The organism is Tundrisphaera lichenicola, from assembly GCF_051175385.1.
Lineage (GTDB): Bacteria > Planctomycetota > Planctomycetia > Isosphaerales > Isosphaeraceae > Tundrisphaera > Tundrisphaera lichenicola.
In genome coordinates, this window is sequence record NZ_CP195106.1 from 1557400 (window position 1) to 1574382 (window position 16983).

Annotated in this window: 13 protein-coding genes; 12 read left to right on the forward strand and 1 reads right to left on the reverse strand. The window is 63.8% G+C overall.

Translation table 11 applies throughout. The features are described from left to right. The first annotated feature begins 2 nt into the window (after positions 1 to 2). From pdhA to lpdA, 4 genes are all read left to right on the forward strand, one after another. A complete protein-coding gene (gene pdhA / locus P12x_RS06090) occupies positions 3 to 1019 on the forward strand; it encodes a pyruvate dehydrogenase (acetyl-transferring) E1 component subunit alpha (protein WP_435009999.1) in 1017 nt (338 codons plus the stop codon). A 2-nt stretch (positions 1020 to 1021) separates the two neighbouring features. Continuing rightward, positions 1022 to 2005: a pyruvate dehydrogenase complex E1 component subunit beta gene (locus P12x_RS06095; RefSeq protein ID WP_435010000.1), complete on the forward strand. Its 984-nt coding sequence runs from the start codon at positions 1022 to 1024 to the stop codon at positions 2003 to 2005. A 157-nt stretch (positions 2006 to 2162) separates the two neighbouring features. Continuing rightward, positions 2163 to 3500: a dihydrolipoamide acetyltransferase family protein gene (locus P12x_RS06100; RefSeq protein WP_435010001.1), complete on the forward strand. Its 1338-nt coding sequence runs from the start codon at positions 2163 to 2165 to the stop codon at positions 3498 to 3500. 85 nt (positions 3501 to 3585) lie between these two features. Further along, positions 3586 to 4971, forward strand: coding sequence for a dihydrolipoyl dehydrogenase (lpdA, locus tag P12x_RS06105; RefSeq protein WP_435010002.1), 1386 nt, complete (start codon positions 3586 to 3588; stop codon positions 4969 to 4971). Positions 4972 to 5063: 92 nt separating this feature from the next. Here the strand turns inward: lpdA and P12x_RS06110 are convergent, their stop codons facing one another. Continuing rightward, positions 5064 to 5882, reverse strand: coding sequence for a hypothetical protein (locus P12x_RS06110; RefSeq protein WP_435010003.1), 819 nt, complete (start codon positions 5880 to 5882; stop codon positions 5064 to 5066). 273 nt (positions 5883 to 6155) lie between these two features. Between P12x_RS06110 and P12x_RS06115 the strand changes: the two genes are divergently transcribed. From P12x_RS06115 to mtnA, 8 genes are all read left to right on the forward strand, one after another. Beyond that, entirely contained in the window at positions 6156 to 7835 is a 1680-nt protein-coding gene (locus P12x_RS06115; protein ID WP_435010004.1) for a serine/threonine-protein kinase, read from the forward strand. 79 nt (positions 7836 to 7914) lie between these two features. After that, positions 7915 to 9636, forward strand: a complete 1722-nt coding sequence (locus P12x_RS06120; protein WP_435010005.1) for a SpoIIE family protein phosphatase — start codon at positions 7915 to 7917, stop codon at positions 9634 to 9636. Between the two features lie 102 nt (positions 9637 to 9738). Continuing rightward, entirely contained in the window at positions 9739 to 11331 is a 1593-nt protein-coding gene (locus tag P12x_RS06125; protein WP_435010006.1) for an NAD(P)/FAD-dependent oxidoreductase, read from the forward strand. A gap of 178 nt (positions 11332 to 11509) precedes the next feature. Further along, positions 11510 to 12853, forward strand: a complete 1344-nt coding sequence (locus P12x_RS06130; RefSeq protein ID WP_435010007.1) for an MFS transporter — start codon at positions 11510 to 11512, stop codon at positions 12851 to 12853. A gap of 28 nt (positions 12854 to 12881) precedes the next feature. After that, positions 12882 to 13865: an amidohydrolase family protein gene (locus P12x_RS06135; RefSeq protein WP_435010008.1), complete on the forward strand. Its 984-nt coding sequence runs from the start codon at positions 12882 to 12884 to the stop codon at positions 13863 to 13865. 507 nt (positions 13866 to 14372) lie between these two features. Beyond that, positions 14373 to 15518 (forward strand): alanine dehydrogenase, encoded by a 1146-nt coding sequence (ald, locus tag P12x_RS06140; RefSeq protein ID WP_435010009.1) that lies wholly within the window; start codon positions 14373 to 14375, stop codon positions 15516 to 15518. A gap of 91 nt (positions 15519 to 15609) precedes the next feature. After that, complete coding sequence (locus P12x_RS06145) at positions 15610 to 15903, forward strand: hypothetical protein (RefSeq protein WP_435010010.1); 294 nt, start codon at positions 15610 to 15612, stop codon at positions 15901 to 15903. Beyond that, positions 15900 to 16976, forward strand: coding sequence for an S-methyl-5-thioribose-1-phosphate isomerase (mtnA, locus tag P12x_RS06150; RefSeq protein ID WP_435010011.1), 1077 nt, complete (start codon positions 15900 to 15902; stop codon positions 16974 to 16976). The genes P12x_RS06145 and mtnA overlap by 4 nt, the downstream gene beginning before the upstream one ends. The last annotated feature ends 7 nt before the right edge of the window (positions 16977 to 16983 follow it).

Sequence of the window (16983 nt, forward strand, 5' to 3'; positions counted from 1 at the left end):
TCATGTCGCAAGCGACGACCGAAGCCACGAAGCCGGTAGTCTCCAAGAATCAGGCGATCGGCTGGCTTCGCCAGATGCTTCTGATCCGCCGATTCGAGGAACAGTCGTACAAGCTCTACCAGATGGGCGGCAAGATCGGCGGCTTCTGCCACCTCTACAGTGGACAGGAACCGGTCGCCGTGGGTTCGATCGGCGTCCTCCGCGAGGACGATTACGTCATCACCGCCTATCGAGACCACGGCCACGCCCTGGCCCGCGGGATGGAGGCCAAGCCGGCCATGGCCGAATTGCTCGGCCGATATACCGGCTGCTCCAAGGGTAAAGGCGGCTCGATGCACTTTTTCGACGCCGAGAAGGGCTTCCTGGGCGGCCACGCCATCGTCGGGAGCCATATCCCGCTGGCGGCCGGCGTCGCCTTCGCCAGCAAGTATCAGAACAAGGACTCGGTCTGCATCTGCTACTTCGGCGACGGGGCGATGAACCAGGGATCGCTCCACGAAGCGTTCAACATGGCGAGCCTCTGGAAGCTCCCCGTCATCTACGTAGTCGAGAACAACATGATGTCGATGGGCACCCAGCTCCATCGGCACTCCTGCTTGCTCGACCTGACGATCCGCTGCGGGACCGCTTACGGGATCCCCGGCTACTCGATCGACGCGAATGATATCGAGCTGGTCGCCAAGACCACCCGCGAGTGTGCGGCCCGGGCCCGGGCCGGCGACGGGCCGAGCTTCATCGAAATGAAGACTTACCGGTTCCGCGGCCACTCGATGAGCGACCCGGCGAAGTACCGGACCAAGGAAGAACTCGAGGATGCCAAGGCTCGCGACCCGATCGTCGCCTACGAGCATGTCCTCAAGGATCGCGGCTGGATCGACGACGAGACGATCGAGCGGATGCACGACGAGGTCAAGGCCGAGATCGAGGAGTCGATCGCCTTCGCCGAGGCCAGCGAACAGACGCCGGCCGAAGCCCTCTATCAGGACGTCACGGTAGCCCACCACATCCCCCAGGAGTGACCATGTCCGTCATTGCCTACCGAGAGGCCCTGAATCAGGCGATGTCCGAGGAGATGGAACGCGACGACCGCGTCTTCCTCATGGGAGAAGAGGTCGCCGAGTACGACGGTGCCTACAAGGTTAGCCAGGGGATGCTCGCCAAATTCGGCTCACGCCGGATCATCGACACCCCGATCTCCGAGGAAGGTTTCGCCGGCATGGGCATCGGCGCGGCGATGGTCGGCCTCCGCCCGATCGTCGAGTTCATGACCTTCAGCTTCAGCCTCGTGGCGATCGACCAGATCGTCAACAACGCGGCGAACATGCGGTACATGTCGGGCGGCCAGTTCGCCGTGCCGATCGTCTTCCGGGGCTCTTCGGGGATGGCCGGCTGCCTGGCCGCGACCCACTCGCACCGGCTCGAAGCCTGGTACGCCCACATCCCGGGCCTGACGGTGGTCATGCCCTCCACCCCCGCCGATGCCAAGGGACTGCTCAAGAGCGCGATCCGGTCCGACGATCCGGTCATCTTCATCGAGCACGAGGTCCTCTACGGCGACAAGGGAGAGGTCCCCGACGGAGAGCATCTGGTCCCGATCGGCAAGGCCGAGATCAAGCGTGCCGGCTCCGACGTGACCTTGATCACCTATTCGCGGTCGCTCAAGGCGACGATGGCCGCCGCCGAAGCCCTGGCCGGAGAAGGGGTCGACGCCGAGGTGATCGACCTCCGGACGATTCGCCCCCTCGACCTCGACACTCTCCTCGAGTCGGTCCGGAAGACCCATCGAGCGGTCATCGTCGAGGAAGACTGGCCTTATTGCGGCCTCGGTGCCGGGATCTCCGACCGGATCATGCAAAAGGCGTTCGACGAACTCGACGCCCCGATCCGCCGGGTCACGACCAAGGACGCCCCGATCCCCTATAACCGGGCCCTCGAAGCCTCGATGCTGCCGAGCGTCGATCGCGTGGTGGCCCAGGTCCGAGACGTGATGTACAGCAAGCTCTGAGAGTCACCGCTCACGAGATCCCGTAGGGCAGGGCTCCTCCTGCCGGGCCACGGATCGCGGCAGGACTAGCCCTGCCCTACGGAGTTCGTTCGGACGAGCGGAGGTTTTTTCCGGGATTCGCCCGGTCACTTCGTCCATTATCCGGGAGTACAGCCTCGTGCCGATCGAAGTGCCCATGGGTGCGATCAGCCCCACGATGTCGAGCGGTCAGATCGTCGAGTGGCGGGTCAAGGTCGGCGACAAGGTCAAGGAAGGCGACACCCTGGCCGACATCCAGACCGACAAGGCGGTGATGCCGCTGGAGTCGTTCGACGAGGGGATCGTCGCGGTCCTCTGCGCCCAGGTGGGCGACGAGGTCCCGGTTGGCGAGAAGGTCCTGATCCTGGCCGCCAAGGGAGAAGACCCCAAGGCGATCGCCGCCGCATCCGGCGGGGCCAAAGCGGCCGCTCCGGCTCCCGCGGCCGCTCAGGCCCCTTCCGAGCCCGCCTCCGCCGGGCACGAAGCCCAGGGCGCCAGCGAGCCCTACCGGGAGATGACCAGCAGCCCGACTCGGCCCGAGGTTTCGAACGGTCAGGATGCTCGCCAGGCGACCGCGTCCGAGGTGCACAACGGAGGTCGGATCAAGTCGACCCCGCTCGCTCGGAAGATCGCGGCCTCCGCGAAGCTCGATCTCGGCCAGGTCCCGCCCAGCGGGCCCGGAGGCCGGGTCATCCGGCGCGATGTCGAGGCGTTCCTCGCCACCCGACCGGCCGGTGGAGTCGCGAGCAAGGCAGCCCCATCGACCGTGTCCCGACCCTCGGTCGCCGCCGAGGCCCGGCGGATCCCGCACACACCGATGCGGAAGACGATCGCGAGCCGGATGGTCCAGGCCAAGCAGACCGCCCCCGAGATTCATGTCAGCGTCGACATCCGGGTCGATGAAGTGGTCGCGGTTCGCGAGCGTCTCAACAAGCAACTCGCCGCCGAGAAGATCAAGCTCTCGATGGGCGATTTCGTGACCAAGGCCGTCGCCCTGGCCCTCCGGAAGCATCCCGGGGTCAATGCGACCTTCGAGCCCGATGCGATCGTCGAGCATCCCGAGATCAACGTCGGCATCGCCGTCGCCATGGAAGGGGGCCTCATGGTCCCGGTCCTCCACAACGCCGACACTCTGGGCCTCCGCGAAGTGAGGACCGGCTCCGAGGCGCTGGTGGAAGCCACTCGCTCCGGCAAACTCTCGTCGAATCAGCTCACCGGCGGGACGTTCACGATCAGCAACCTTGGGATGTATGGCGTCAAGGAGTTCGACGCGATCCTGAACCTTCCCCAGGTCGGCATCCTCGCCGTCGGCGCCGCCGAGAAGCGTCCGGTCGTCGTGGGCGACACGCTCAAGATCGGCACGGTGATGACCGTCAACCTGACCGTCGACCACCGAGCCGTCGACGGGGCGATGGCCGCCGAGTTCCTCCGGACCCTCAAGGGGTTCCTCGAAGAACCGGCCTCGATGCTCCTATAATTCGAGGGGCGGCGGCGGACGGCCTTCGTCCGCCGAAAGTCCACCGGCCTATGCGGACCGACCGACCGATTCTCAAAGGGATCTCATGGCTTACGATTTCGATATCGTCGTGATTGGCGGAGGCCCGGCGGGCTATGCCGCGGCGATCCGCGCGGCTCAACTCGGGAAACGGTCGCTCTGCATCGAGCGCGATAAACTCGGCGGGATTTGCCTGAACTGGGGCTGCATTCCCACCAAGGCCCTCCTGACCAATGCCCACCTCGTCGAGTTGATCTCCCGCCACGGCAAGGCATTCGGCTACAGCGGCGATGCCCACTGGGATTTCGGCCAGATGATCGGCCGGAGTCGGAGCGTCGCCGGGAACCTGAACAAAGGCATCGAGCAGCTTTTCAAGAAGTACAAGGTCCAATCGAAGTTCGGGACCGCGAAGATTGTCGGCCCGAACAAGGTCGAGGTCAACGGCGAGACGGTCACAGCCGAGTCGATCGTGGTCGCCACCGGGGTCCGTCCTCGCCCGCTCCCGGGCGCGGATTTCGACGGTAAACAGATCATCTCCTATAAAGAGGCGATGTCGCTGACGACCCAGCCGAAGTCGATGGTCATCATCGGGGCTGGTCCGATCGGGCTGGAATTCGGCTATTTCTACAACGCGATCGGCACCAAGGTCACGGTCATCGAGATGATGGATCGGATCTTGCCGGGCGAGGACGAGGATTCCTCGGCCGCCCTGGCCAAGAGCCTGACCCGCCGGGGGATCGAGATCTTCACCAGCTCGAAGACCGGTAAGGTCACGAAATCGGCTTCCGGCGTGAAGGTCGAGGTTGAGACGCCGCAAGGTCCTAAGACGTTCGAGGGCGAGGTCATGCTCGTCTCGATCGGCGTGCTTGCGAATGTCGAAGGGGTCTTCGCCGATAGCCTCAAGGTCGAGCTGGTCAAGAACCACATCAAGGCCGACCCATTGCATGGCTACAAGACGAGCCTTCCCGGAGTCTATGCGGTAGGCGACGTGATCGGGCCTCCCTGGCTCGCGCACGTGGCCCATCACGAGGCCATTTGCTGCATCGAGACCCTGTGCGGCAAGAAGCCCCGGACGGTCGACTATTCGAACGTCCCGGGTTGCACCTATACCGATCCGGGTGTGGCGAGCGTGGGGCTGACCGAGAAGGCGGCCAAGGAGACGGGGCGGAAGATCCGGGTCGGCAAGTTCCCCTTCGTCGCCAGCGGTCGAGCTCAGGCGGCCGACGAGACCGAAGGTTTCGTCAAGCTGGTCTTCGACGCAGAGCACGGCGAGCTACTCGGTGCCCATCTAGTGGGCTCCCAGGCCACCGAATTAATCGCCGAACTGGTCATGGCCAAGAAGCTCGAGGCGACCGAGGAAGAGATCATCCACGCGATGCACCCGCACCCCACCTTCTCCGAGGCCGTCATGGAGGCCGCCGGTCAGTCACTGGGAGAGTCGGTTCACATCTGAACCGCCGGTGAAGTCCCCGATTGTCGATGTAAGCCGAGCATGTCCCGCCCATTCGGGGGCGGGCAGGCTCGACTCATCAGGCATCGCGATGATCAGGGCTGAAACCGAGCGAACGGGACCTTCTTGTAGAGCACGAGCTGGCCCACATCGACGGTTCGCGGGCCCAGGTTTTCGGGGACCACATAAACGAGGTCACCCTTCTTGGCATAGCTATTGTTGCCGAGGGTTACCTGGGTGATCGACAGCCCATTCAGACCGGGCTGAATCGCGTAAGAATTATTGGCGAAACTGGCGATCCGGATCGGGTCGTTCGAGACGGCGTTGCCGACCAGGTGCATCCGCGTCGTGGCCGCCTGATTCTGGGGCGGGACCGCCGAGTACAGGATTCCGAAGGGGTCGAGCTGGTCGATCTCGAAGTCGAGCAAGGCCCGATTGGCCCCGTAAAGGATATTGACCGCCGGTGTCACGAGCGACTGGGCACCGCCCTCATAAAGGTCAACATGGTCGGTGGCGATGACGTTGTTGACCTCGGGCCCGGTGACCTCGACGATCGTGTTGGGGGTGATCTGCGCGGCCGAACTCGGCCATCGGACGAGGAATTGACGAATATGGTCGGAGGCGATCGGGAATTGCTGCCCGTCCTGATTCTGGACCACGATCCATTTCGAGTTCACGTGGATGATCTCGGCCCAGGTCCCTCTGGGCGGGATTCGTGTCTCCGCCGGGGCCCCTTTCCGCACGTTGAAGAAGTCGTCCCCACCGGTGACGTTGATCCCGCCGACTCCAAGTCCGCCGGGATTCAAGCTGGGGTTGAACGGGTCCTGGACCAGCTGGGCTCGAGCCTGGAACCCGAGCCCGGCGGCCACGACGAGGCCGAGGGCCGCGATCCCGAACACACTTCGGTGTCTCATGGTTGAAGCCTCCGAATCCACCGGACCACCTCGTCCCTCCGGCCGCCCGACCGCGGACCAGTGTCCAAGCATCAATTTAACTTACCACTTCGGGTGAACAGGTTCGACCCTCCTCGGGGATTTTTCCGGTGAGTTCCCGCCGGGACTGACATCCATCTTCGGGTCTGGTTTGCGGCGTGCTGACCGATTCCGTAAACTGGAGACTCCGAGCGAGCCCGAAGCGAAGTCGCTCGGCTATCGGTTTCGGGCTTCCATCAGGGTGATCAGGCCACCATGAGCGATTCGGATGGGGCGTCGTCGTCCACCGATACCCCGCTCGTCTGGGCGGGTTACGGCCCTGCGCCCCGCGCCCGCGATCTGACGGGGGTCGAGCTGGGGGATTTCCAGGTCGATCGACTGCTTGGTCGCGGTGGGATGGGTGAGGTCTACCTGGCCCGTCAGAAGAGCCTGAACCGCCAGGTGGCCTTGAAGGTCCTCCGCCCCGACCTCCTGGGCAACTCGACCTACCTCCGACGATTCGAGGCGGAGGCTTCCTCGGCCGCCAAGCTGAATCACCCGAATATCGTCCACATCTATACCCTTGGGGAGGCCGATGGTCTCCGCTTCATCGCCATGGAGTACGTCCAGGGGACGAACCTCCGGGAGTACATCGAGCGAAAAGGCTCGCCCGACCTGCCGCAGGCGCTCTCCATAATGAAGCAGGCCGCCGTCGCGGTCGGCGCCGCTGGCGATGTCGGCCTGATTCACCGCGATATCAAGCCGGAAAACCTCCTGCTGACCAGGAAGGGGCAGGTGAAGGTGGCCGATTTCGGGCTCTGCCGCGATCTGGCCGACCGAGACCACCAAATGACCCAGCCCGGGGTGACCCTGGGTACTCCGCTCTACATGAGTCCGGAGCAGGCCCTCGGGCACTCGATGGACCATCGGAGCGACCTGTACTCGCTCGGTGTGACCTACTATCACATGTTGGCGGGCCACCCACCATTCCGGGCCCAGACCGCCCTGGCCCTGGCGATGAAGCACGTTTCCGACACCCCGGTAAACCTCTCGGTTTATCGCCCGGATCTCCCGGCCGACCTGATCCGACTCGTCATGAAATTGATGGCCAAGTCGCCCGCCGAACGCTACCAGTCGGCCTCCGAGATGCTGCGCGACCTGGCCCGGATTCGCGAGGCCGTCTCTGCCCCTTCGATGGCGGGTGTCCCGATTACTACGGGGACTTCGGCCGATTCTTCTCCCGAAAAATCGACGGCCAAGTTTGCCGTCGATCGCGAAAAATCCCCGGGGGGGCCCTGGAAATGGGATCCCCGAGCGCTGGTTGGCCTCGGTGCCATCGGTTTGATCGTGGGGGGCCTGGCCGGCTGGCTCGCTCACCCTGCCGATCTCCTCGGGAAGGATCCGGGTGGGAGGTCCGTACCTCCGGCGCTCTGGATCTCTCCCGATTGGACTCAGGTCGAGGTCAAGCCTACCGCGGCCGACCAGTATCGCCATGCTCAGCTGGTCGCCGATCCCGACGACCGAGAATCCGCCTGGGTCGCCGTCTCCGGGCATCATCCCCAGGACTCCGAGTGGGTGGCCCGCTCGTATACCCAACTCGCCGGCGATCTCTTCCGCCGTCGCGACCGGGGCCGGCTTCATTCGTTCGCCAAGGCCCTGGAGACATCGACGACCGGAAGAGACGAGATCCTGGCCAGGATGATGCTGGTGGGAGTGGACGAGATCGATGGCGACGCCGAGAAGGTCATCGGCTTCTTCGACGACAATTCATTCAACGTCGTGAATAACCTCCTCGACCCCGGCGTCGCCGACTTCGGCCTGACGATCGCGCTCGCCCTCCAGGACGACGCGAAGAAGCTGGGCCTGAGCCCGTCGGCTCGGGCCAAGTTGAAAGCGGTCGTGGCTCGACTGCTCCGGAAGTCGATCGAGATCAAGAGACTCGAAATCCAGGGTTGATTAGTCCGGATTCCGATAAGCTTCCCTTTAGATCCATCGCCGACTTTTCCCGAATGCCCCGATCGAGGAGTTTCTCGTCATGGCGGTCTTGAAGAAGGTGAGCCCCGAGCCCGCCGGCCAGCTCCTCGAGATCAAGGCCGACCCGTTCGTGATCGGCCGCCTCCAGGAGTGTCAGGTCGTCCTCGACTCGAATGGGGTGAGTCGCAAGCATGCCGAGATCCGCAAGGCCGGAGATCGATTCGCGCTGGTGGATCTCCACTCGCGAAACTTCACGTTCCTGAATGGTCGAAAGCTCGACCCCAACGAACCTCCCCCGGTCCTGGCCGCCAACGATAAGATCAAGATTTGCGACGTCGAATTCGTCTTCTTCCCGATGGTGCCCAAGGAATCGGCCTGGAAGCCGCAACCCTACTCCGACGAGATTGCCGTGACGGATGGAGGACAGGAGTCCTCCGGGGCCATCCACACTCTCGATGCCTCGCGCTCCAGCTCGATGGCCAGCGCCGTGAAGCCCGAGGTCAAGCTCAAGGCCATCCTGGAGATCTCGCGGAACCTCTCCAGCGACCTCAAGATCGACACCGTCGCCCCCAAGATCATCGACGCCCTGATGGAACTCTTCCCGCAATCCGAGCGAGGTTTCCTGATCCTGATCGACCAGTCGACCAAGCGGCTGGTGCGCAAGGCATTCAAATACCGGCCCAACAAACGGTCGTCGCTGGTAGCACCGTTCACGGACGAGGTGCCCATGAGCATCAGCCGGTCGATCGTCAATCATGTGATCGGGCAGAAGAAGGCGGTCCTCAGTCAGGACGCGGGGGCCGACCAGGACCTTCCCACCAGCGCGTCGATCGCGGACTTGAAGATCCGATCCGTGATGTGCGTGCCGGTCCTGACCCCCGATAGCGAGGTCCTGGGGATCATTCAGCTCGACACGAGCGACCGTCGCCAGTTCGGCCAGGAAGACCTCGACGTCCTCGCCGCCGTCGCGGGCCACGCGGCCATCGCCGTCCAGAATGCCGCGATGCACGAGAGGCTCTTGAGGAATGCGTCGCTCGAACGCGACCTGATGATCGCAGAGACCGTGCAGAAGCGATTCCTCCCGCAGGCGGTCCCCAAGATCCCGGGCTATGAGTTCTTCGCTTTCTATCAGCCGACGTACGAGGTCGGTGGCGACTATTACGACTTCATCCCATTGCCATCGAATCGGCTGGGGATCGCCCTGGGCGACGTGGCCGGCAAGGGGGTCGCCGCCGCCTTGATGATGGCGAAATTCTCGGGCGAGACTCGCTTCTGCGTCTCCACCGAGCCCACGCCCCAGCAAGCCATCGAGAAGCTCAACAACGTCCTCTGCGATGCCGGGATCGATGAGAAGTTCATGACGATGAGCCTCAGCCTGCTCGATATCGAGGAAGGGCGAGTCACCTTCGTCTCGGCCGGACATCCCCCGATCTTCCTCCGAAGGGCCGATGGCCGGGTTGAGGAACTGGGGGACGACATCTCGGGATTTCCGCTGGGGATCATGCCCAACTGGCAATACAAGCAGATCGAGGTCGTGATCGAGCCGGGGGATGTCCTCGTGGTCTACTCCGACGGCGTGACCGACGCCCGGAGCCCGGCCGAGGAGATCTACGATTCGCGCGATATCCGGAGGCTGATCAAGCGAGTCGCCGACTCGCACGGGGGGCCCGAGGCCGTCGGCAAATCGATCCTCCAGGAGATCCGAGAGTTCTCGCTCGGCCACAAGCAGGCCGATGATATCACGCTGGTCTGTTTCGGCCGGGTTATGGCGGGGAATGATTGAAATCGGTCGTTGGTTCGCGGGTCGATTCCGCGAACGACACCGAGATCGAGTTCTCGTTATACTATCCGTCTCACCCCATCAACCATTCGCCGCGAATTGATCATGTCCTGGAAAGTCGCCAACATCCGACTGGAACTCGACGAGCCCGAGCAGGCCCTTTCCGGGAAGCTGGCCGACCGGCTGGGTCTGGGCCTCGAGAATATCCAGAGTTATCGAATCCTGCGGAAGAGCCTAGACGCTCGACGTCATGACGACCTTCACTTCGTCTATGCGGCGGAGGTCGAAATCCCGGGAGATGGGGCCTCTCTCCGGGCATCCGGGATCGACATCGAGCCTTTCGTGCCCGATGGATTCGACTGGCCGTCGCCGGGCTCGGAACCGCTCGAACATCGCCCGGTCATCGTCGGAGCGGGGCCGGCCGGCCTGTTCGCGGGTTACCTCCTGGCCAAGGATGGGTATCGCCCCCTGATCCTGGAGCGGGGTCGCGAGGTCAAGGATCGCGTCGCCGATGTCCGAAGATTCGACTCGGGCGGGCTCCTCGACCCGGAGAGCAACTATCTCTTCGGGGAAGGCGGGGCGGGGACCTTCTCCGATGGCAAGCTGACCAGCCGGAATACCGGCCCCGATATCAGGCGCGTCCTGGAGATCCTGGCCGACTGCCACGGTAAGCCCTCGATCGTCTACGAGGCTAAGCCCCACCTCGGATCGAATCGGCTCCCTTTGATCGTCCGGACACTCCGCAGGAAGTTCGAGGAACTGGGCGGTGAGATCAAGTTTTCGTGCCGGGTCGAGGATGTCGAGGTTTCCGAAGGCCGAGTTCGAGGGCTGATGACCAGCTCGGGCTACATCCCGGCCGACGTTGTGGTCCTCGCCATCGGTCACAGCGCCCGGGACACCTATGGGATGCTCCTCCGTCGAGGGATTCCGCTCGAACCCAAGGCGTTCCAGATCGGCGTCCGGATTGAGCAGCCCCAGGAACAGATCAACGTTGCCCGACACGGGGCGTTCTCGGACCACCCCTCGCTCGGTGCGGCCGAGTACAATCTGAACGTCAGGGCCGGCTCCCGCGATCTCTTCACCTTCTGCATGTGTCCCGGTGGGATTGTCATGCCCTCGGTCAGCGAGCCTGGCTATTTCGGGACCAACGGGATGAGCCACAGCCGTCGCGATACCCAGTTCGCCAATAGTGGGCTGGTGGTGACGGTGGGGCCGGGCGACCTCCCGAGCCGGCACCCCCTGGCGGGCGTCCATTTTCAGCAGAAGGCCGAACGGCTGGCCTACATCGCAGGCGGGCGGACCTACAAGGCCCCCGTCCAGTGGGCGCACGATTTCCTCGCCGGTCGGGCCAGCCGGGGGAAACTTCCCAGCAGCTACGAGCGAGGGACGATCCCGACCAGCCTCGACCTGATCCTCCCGCCGATCGTCCTGGAGTCGCTGGAACGGGGCTTGAAGGCGATGGACCGCAAGATGAGAGGGGCATTCCTCCGGGATGCCGTCCTGTCCGGTCCCGAGTCGAGGGGGAGTTCGCCCGTCCGGATCCCCCGGGATGACCTGACTCGCCAGAGCCCCACCGTCTCGGGTCTCTATCCTTGCGGAGAGGGGGCGGGATACGCCGGCGGCATCGTCAGCGCCGCGGTCGACGGCCTTCGAACGGCTCGATCGATCGTGTCCTGCAAGGCGGCTCCGACCCGGTAAGGCCGGGATCCGCTGCCGGACTCGCTCGGTCATGGCGACCGGTCGAGATGCCCGTTAAGATCGTCGCACCGAAGATCGATACCGCCGTTGCGTAACCTCTCCTCTCCCGAGGCCCGGGGACTCGTCACCGTAGGCGATCATCGCGGATTCAAGACGAACACGCAGAGGATCTTGCTCGATGATGACGACCGGGGCCGACCGAGAAGAGGGGATGATCGGCGCCGGCCGGTCGCAGAACTGGCGATGGTATATCTGTGTCCTGTTGTTGCTGGGGACCGTCGTCAATTACATGGACCGCTTGACGGTCAACATCTTGGCCGGTCGGATCAAGGCCGACTTCCTCCTCAACAATGAGCAGTATGGCAACCTCGAACTCGGATTCGGTCTGGCCTTCGCCGCCGGTAGTCTGCTCTTCGGCTGGCTGGTCGACCGGATCGGCGTCTACTGGCTCTATCCGACGGTCCTGGTCGGCTGGTCGGCCATGGGGTTCCTGACCGGCCTGAGCCGGAGCTATGAGGAATTGCTGGCCCTGAGGATCTTCCTCGGGCTGTTCGAGGCCGGTCATTTCCCTTGCGGACTGAAGACGATCCAGGTTTTACTCGCCCCTCGGGACCGGGCCCTGGGGTGTAGCCTGCTTCAGAGTGGCACGGCGCTCGGGGCCGTGATCGCGCCCCAGGCGATCCGCCTGCTCGCCACCGACGACCCGGCCGGCTGGCGTCCGCCTTTCCTCGTAATAGGTGCCGGCGGTACGGTCTGGGTCCTGTTCTGGCTCTTCTCGATCCGCCCCCGCGACCTCTACATTCCCGAGCCGCTGAAACCGGTCGAGGTCGTTTCCAACAGGGATCCGAGCTGGGCTGGCTTATGGAAGCTGGTCTTCTCGAACCAGTTCCTGGCCCTGATGATCATGGTCATCTGCATCAATCTGAACTGGCATCTCTTTCGCGTCTGGCTCCCCCTCTTCCTCCAGGAAGCCCGGGGGTATGGCGAAAGTCAGATGCTTAACTTCGCGACGTTCTATTACATCGCCGCGGATCTCGGGTCGATCGCCGCCGGGTTCTTCTCGGGGTATCTCGCCCGGCGGGGCCTGTCCGTCTACTCATCCAGGATGTGGGTCTTCGGAGTCTGTTGCCTTTTGACGACCCTGACCACGGCCGCAGCCTTCCTCCCCTCGGGTCCGCTCTTGCTGGGAGCCTTGCTGGCCGTGGCCTTCGGGGGTCTGGGTTCTTATACGGCTTATTACGCGATGACCCAGGATCTTTCCTTCGCTCACCAGGGGAAAATCAGTGGAGCCCTGGCCACGATCACATGGCTGGTCACGGCGTCGTTTCACCCGATCTTCGGCGCCTATTTGGACCGGACCAGGAACTATGACTTCGTGTTCGGGGTGATGGGCTGGCTGCCGATGGTCGCGCTTGTGGCCATCCTCCTGCTCTGGAATCGCGGTCGAGGGCGGCTTTCACGCCTCGATGATCCCGATCCGATTACCGCCGATCAGCCCGAGCCTCCCGTCGGATCGCATTGACCACCCATCCCGGTTCGGAGGAAGACCCATGTCCGAGACGACCACCCGCCGAGGATTTCTCAACGCCGCCGGGGCGGCCGCCGTCGCCGGGACGGCCACGCTAGCACTGGGGGACGACATGCCACCTGTCTATGACGGCGAGATCGTGGATACTCACCTCCATCTCTGGGACCTGAAACTCCTGAACCTACCCTGGGTCGACTCCTCGACCGGACGCGCCAGGGAGATTCTGGGCCATGACCACCTGCTCTCGGATTACGCCGAGGCCACCCGAGGTCTGAAGGTGACCAAGGCCGTCTACATGGAGGTGGACGTCGCCGAGTCGGACGAGGTGAAGGAGGCCGAGTACGTCACCCGGATTTGCCGGGAGGGAAAGTCGCCGATGGTGGCGGCCGTCATCTCGGGACGCCCCGCATCCGATGGTTTCGGAGATTATCTCGACCAGTTCAAAGGGAATCCTTACATCAAGGGGCTCCGACAGGTCCTGCATTCGTCGGCGACCACCCCGAAGTTCTGCCTGGATCCGGCCTTCGTCCGGGGGATGAAGATTCTCGGCGAGAGAGGACTCTGCTTCGACCTCTGCCTGAAGAATGACCAGCTCGAATACGCGGCCGAGCTGATCGAGCAGTGTCCCGACACCCGATTTGTCATCGATCACTGCGGGAATCCGCACGCCGGATCGAACGACATGGAAGGTTGGCGGCGAGGGCTCGCCAAGATCGCCGGGCTCAAGGACCGCCAGGTGATCTGCAAGATTTCCGGAATCTACGGAAACGTCCAGGCCGACGAATGGCCCGCCGAGAAGATTCGCCCGATCGTCCGGTCGGTCATCGACCTGTTTGGCTGGGATCGCGTGATCTTCGCGGGAGATTGGCCCGTGGTCAATCTGGGGGCGTCGTTCCGGATCTGGGTCGAGACCTTGAAGACCCTAGTCCGCGCGGACCGGCCCGAGGATCAGGCGAAGCTATTCCGCAAGAACGCGATCCGGTTTTATGACTTGAAGAAAGGCTGAATGACCGGGCTGGGACTCGAACCCAGGACCAACGGATTAACCTACCTCATCGGCTTTCGCCGACCGCCCCTCATCGGGAGGGGCGTTGAGCGTCTGGACTATACCATCGCCATCACAGGCGTGCCGCGTCTAGTCTCTGGGGCCGAGGCCGGCGATCCGCCGGTCCCTTGCCTGCTGATCACCCAATCCTCCACCTTTTCGAACCGTCACGCTTGCCGTTACCGGCGACGTTGTGGTGGTCGAGGCTCTCAGGGCGTCCCAGCAAATTGCGGCATCCACTCTTCGCGGTTCGGTTTCTTCCCGCGAGAGGCTCCTATTCCTAAACTGGTGTTGAAGTCCGTTGCTCTACCGACTGAGCTACCCGGTCAGGGCAAACATAGCTTAAGCTCCGGGAGGCTCGCCGTCCAGTCCCTTGATGCAATTGGGTTGCCTTGATTCCGGGGCGTCAACCTGATCGAATAGCCGTACTTCATGACGTCGGTTATGTCGAGGATGGGAGTCGAGGTGATGATCGTCGGGGTCCCCAGAGAGGTGAAGTCGGACGAGTATCGCGTCGCGATGCTCCCCGTCGGCGCCGAAGAGTTGTCCGCTGGAGGCCATACGGTCCTGTTCGAGTCCGGGGCCGGGCTCGGTAGTGGTATCTCTGACTCCCTGTATGAGGCCGCCGGTGCGACGCTCGTGGCCGAGGCCTCCGAGATCTGGGAACGGGCCGATCTGGTGGTCAAGGTCAAGGAGCCCCAGGCTTCCGAGTGGCCCCGGATGAGGCCAGGACAGACGCTCTTCACCTACTTCCACTTCGCCGCCGACGAGCAACTGACCCGCGCCGTGATCCAGAGCGGGATCACCGCCATCGCTTATGAGACGATCCGCGACGCCCGTGGAACACTGCCGCTCCTGACGCCGATGAGCGAGGTTGCCGGGCGGATGAGCATCCAGGAAGGGGCCAAATTTCTCGAACGCCCCCAGGAAGGTCGAGGGATCTTGCTGGCCGGCGTACCGGGTGTCGCCCCGGCCGAGGTCGCCATCCTCGGCGGCGGGATCGTCGGCTCGAACGCCGCCAAGGTCGCCGCGGGACTGGGCGCGAATGTCCGGATCCTCGATGTCAATCTGGACCGGCTCCGCTACCTCGACGACATCATGCCTCCCAACGTGACGACCCTCTATTCCGACCGTCACACGATCCTCGAATCGGTCGAGCGGGCCGATCTCGTCATCGGGGCGATCTTGATCACCGGGGCGAGAGCTCCTCGGCTGGTCCGTCGCGAGGACCTGGCAAGGATGAAGCAGGGGGCCGTGATCGTGGACGTGGCGATCGATCAGGGGGGGTGCATCGAGACCAGCCGACCGACGACCCACCGGTCGCCAACCTATGTGATCGACGGCGTGGTCCATTACTGCGTGACCAACATGCCGGGGGCGGTGGGTCGGACCAGCACCTATGCCCTGAACAACGTAACTCTCCCCTACACGCTGCAGATTGCCCGACACGGCTGGGCGGCGATGGCGGCCGGATCGTCGGGATTCGCAGAAGGGATCAATATCGACCGTGGTCGAGTGACCAACCAGGCGGTCGCGTCGACCTTCGGGCTTCCATACGTCCGATGGGACGCCGGGACTTCCCCGACCTCGGGGACTTCCTCCGCGTTGGTCTGAAAACCGGCTATCCTGTATTGTTGAGGCGACCAAATGCCGACCTGGGAGCGATCGCCCCCAGGTCAGGCATCTTTTTCGAGGGACTGCCACGATGACTGAACATGACCACGACCATGACCATGACCACGACCACGACGAAGAGAGCCTGGAACAGGCCCTCGAACTCGACACTCAGAGCCAGATCTTCCTGGAAATGAGGCGGCAGAACCTCGACCTTCTCAAGCTCTCGATCGAGGTCGCGGGCCTGTCCGGCCAGCATCCACCGGTCAAGTCGGGCGATCTGAAGTCGGCCGTCAAGAACATCTGGGATCTCTACTCCGAATTCTATTCGTGGATCGACCCCGAGGAGTCCGAGGGGGACGACGAAGAGGACGACGAGGAGTGAGCCAGCCCGGTGCCTTCGAGGCCCTGGAGACGGTCGGCTGGGCCGGCGACGCCCGATCGGGCTGCGTCCGCCTGGTCGACCAGACCCTCCTGCCCGGCGAGTTCGTCACGATCGAGTGTCGGGATGTCCCGAAGGTCTGGGAATCGATCCGCTCGCTCCGGGTCCGCGGGGCTCCCGCAATCGGGATCGCCGCGGCCTTCGGCGCCGTGATCGGTGGACAGGCCGCGATCGAACAGGGGTTGGACGCCGTCCGATCCTCCGTCCGATCCGCCTCCCAGTATCTCAGGACCAGCCGACCCACGGCCGTCAACCTGTTCTGGGCTCTCGACCGGATCGACCGGGTCGCCGAGGTCACCTCGAAGGATGACCCTGCCGCGTTCCTCGATCGGATTCTGAACGAAGCTCGCGCGATCCTCGAAGAGGATCGCGCGATGTGCCGGGCGATCGGAGCCTTCGGGGCCGGCCTCATCGGGGCGGGGCAGGGGGTCCTGACCCACTGCAATGCCGGAGGCCTGGCCACCGCCGATTACGGCACGGCACTCGCGGTCTGCTTCGCCGCGTTTGAACGGGGCACGCCCTTCCGCGTCTTCGCCGACGAGACCCGCCCCCTCCTGCAAGGATCCCGCCTGACCGCCTGGGAACTCCAGCGTCGAGGGATTCCCGTGACCTTGATCTGCGACAACATGGCCGCCCAGGTCATGAAGGAACAGAAGGTCCACCTCGTCGTCGTCGGGGCCGACCGGATCGCGGCCAATGGCGACGCCGCCAACAAGATCGGCACCTATGGCGTGGCCCTCCTGGCCAGGGCCCACCGGATTCCATTTTACGTCGCCGCCCCTTCGAGTACCTTCGACCTCGCCCTGGCCGACGGCTCCTCGATTCCCATCGAGCAGCGAGACTCTCGCGAAGTGACCCACGGCTTCGGGCGAGCCACGGCCCCCGAAGGGGTCGACGTCTACAACCCGGCATTCGACGTCACACCGGCCGAGCTCATCGAAGGGATCATCACCGAGCGCGGGATCATCCGACCGGTGAATGCCGAAACGATCCGCGATATGATCGGCCGTCCTTGATCGAACA

Coding starts and splice junctions, on each gene's coding strand:
- P12x_RS06135 (WP_435010008.1), top strand. CDS start 12,882: ATGTCCGAGACGACCACCCGCCGAGGATTTCTCAACGCCGCCGGGGCG.
- P12x_RS06115 (WP_435010004.1), top strand. CDS start 6,156: ATGAGCGATTCGGATGGGGCGTCGTCGTCCACCGATACCCCGCTCGTC.
- P12x_RS06120 (WP_435010005.1), top strand. CDS start 7,915: ATGGCGGTCTTGAAGAAGGTGAGCCCCGAGCCCGCCGGCCAGCTCCTC.
- P12x_RS06110 (WP_435010003.1), bottom strand. CDS start 5,882: ATGAGACACCGAAGTGTGTTCGGGATCGCGGCCCTCGGCCTCGTCGTG.
- lpdA (WP_435010002.1), top strand. CDS start 3,586: ATGGCTTACGATTTCGATATCGTCGTGATTGGCGGAGGCCCGGCGGGC.
- P12x_RS06125 (WP_435010006.1), top strand. CDS start 9,739: ATGTCCTGGAAAGTCGCCAACATCCGACTGGAACTCGACGAGCCCGAG.
- P12x_RS06145 (WP_435010010.1), top strand. CDS start 15,610: ATGACTGAACATGACCACGACCATGACCATGACCACGACCACGACGAA.
- pdhA (WP_435009999.1), top strand. CDS start 3: ATGTCGCAAGCGACGACCGAAGCCACGAAGCCGGTAGTCTCCAAGAAT.
- P12x_RS06130 (WP_435010007.1), top strand. CDS start 11,510: ATGATGACGACCGGGGCCGACCGAGAAGAGGGGATGATCGGCGCCGGC.
- P12x_RS06095 (WP_435010000.1), top strand. CDS start 1,022: ATGTCCGTCATTGCCTACCGAGAGGCCCTGAATCAGGCGATGTCCGAG.
- ald (WP_435010009.1), top strand. CDS start 14,373: ATGATCGTCGGGGTCCCCAGAGAGGTGAAGTCGGACGAGTATCGCGTC.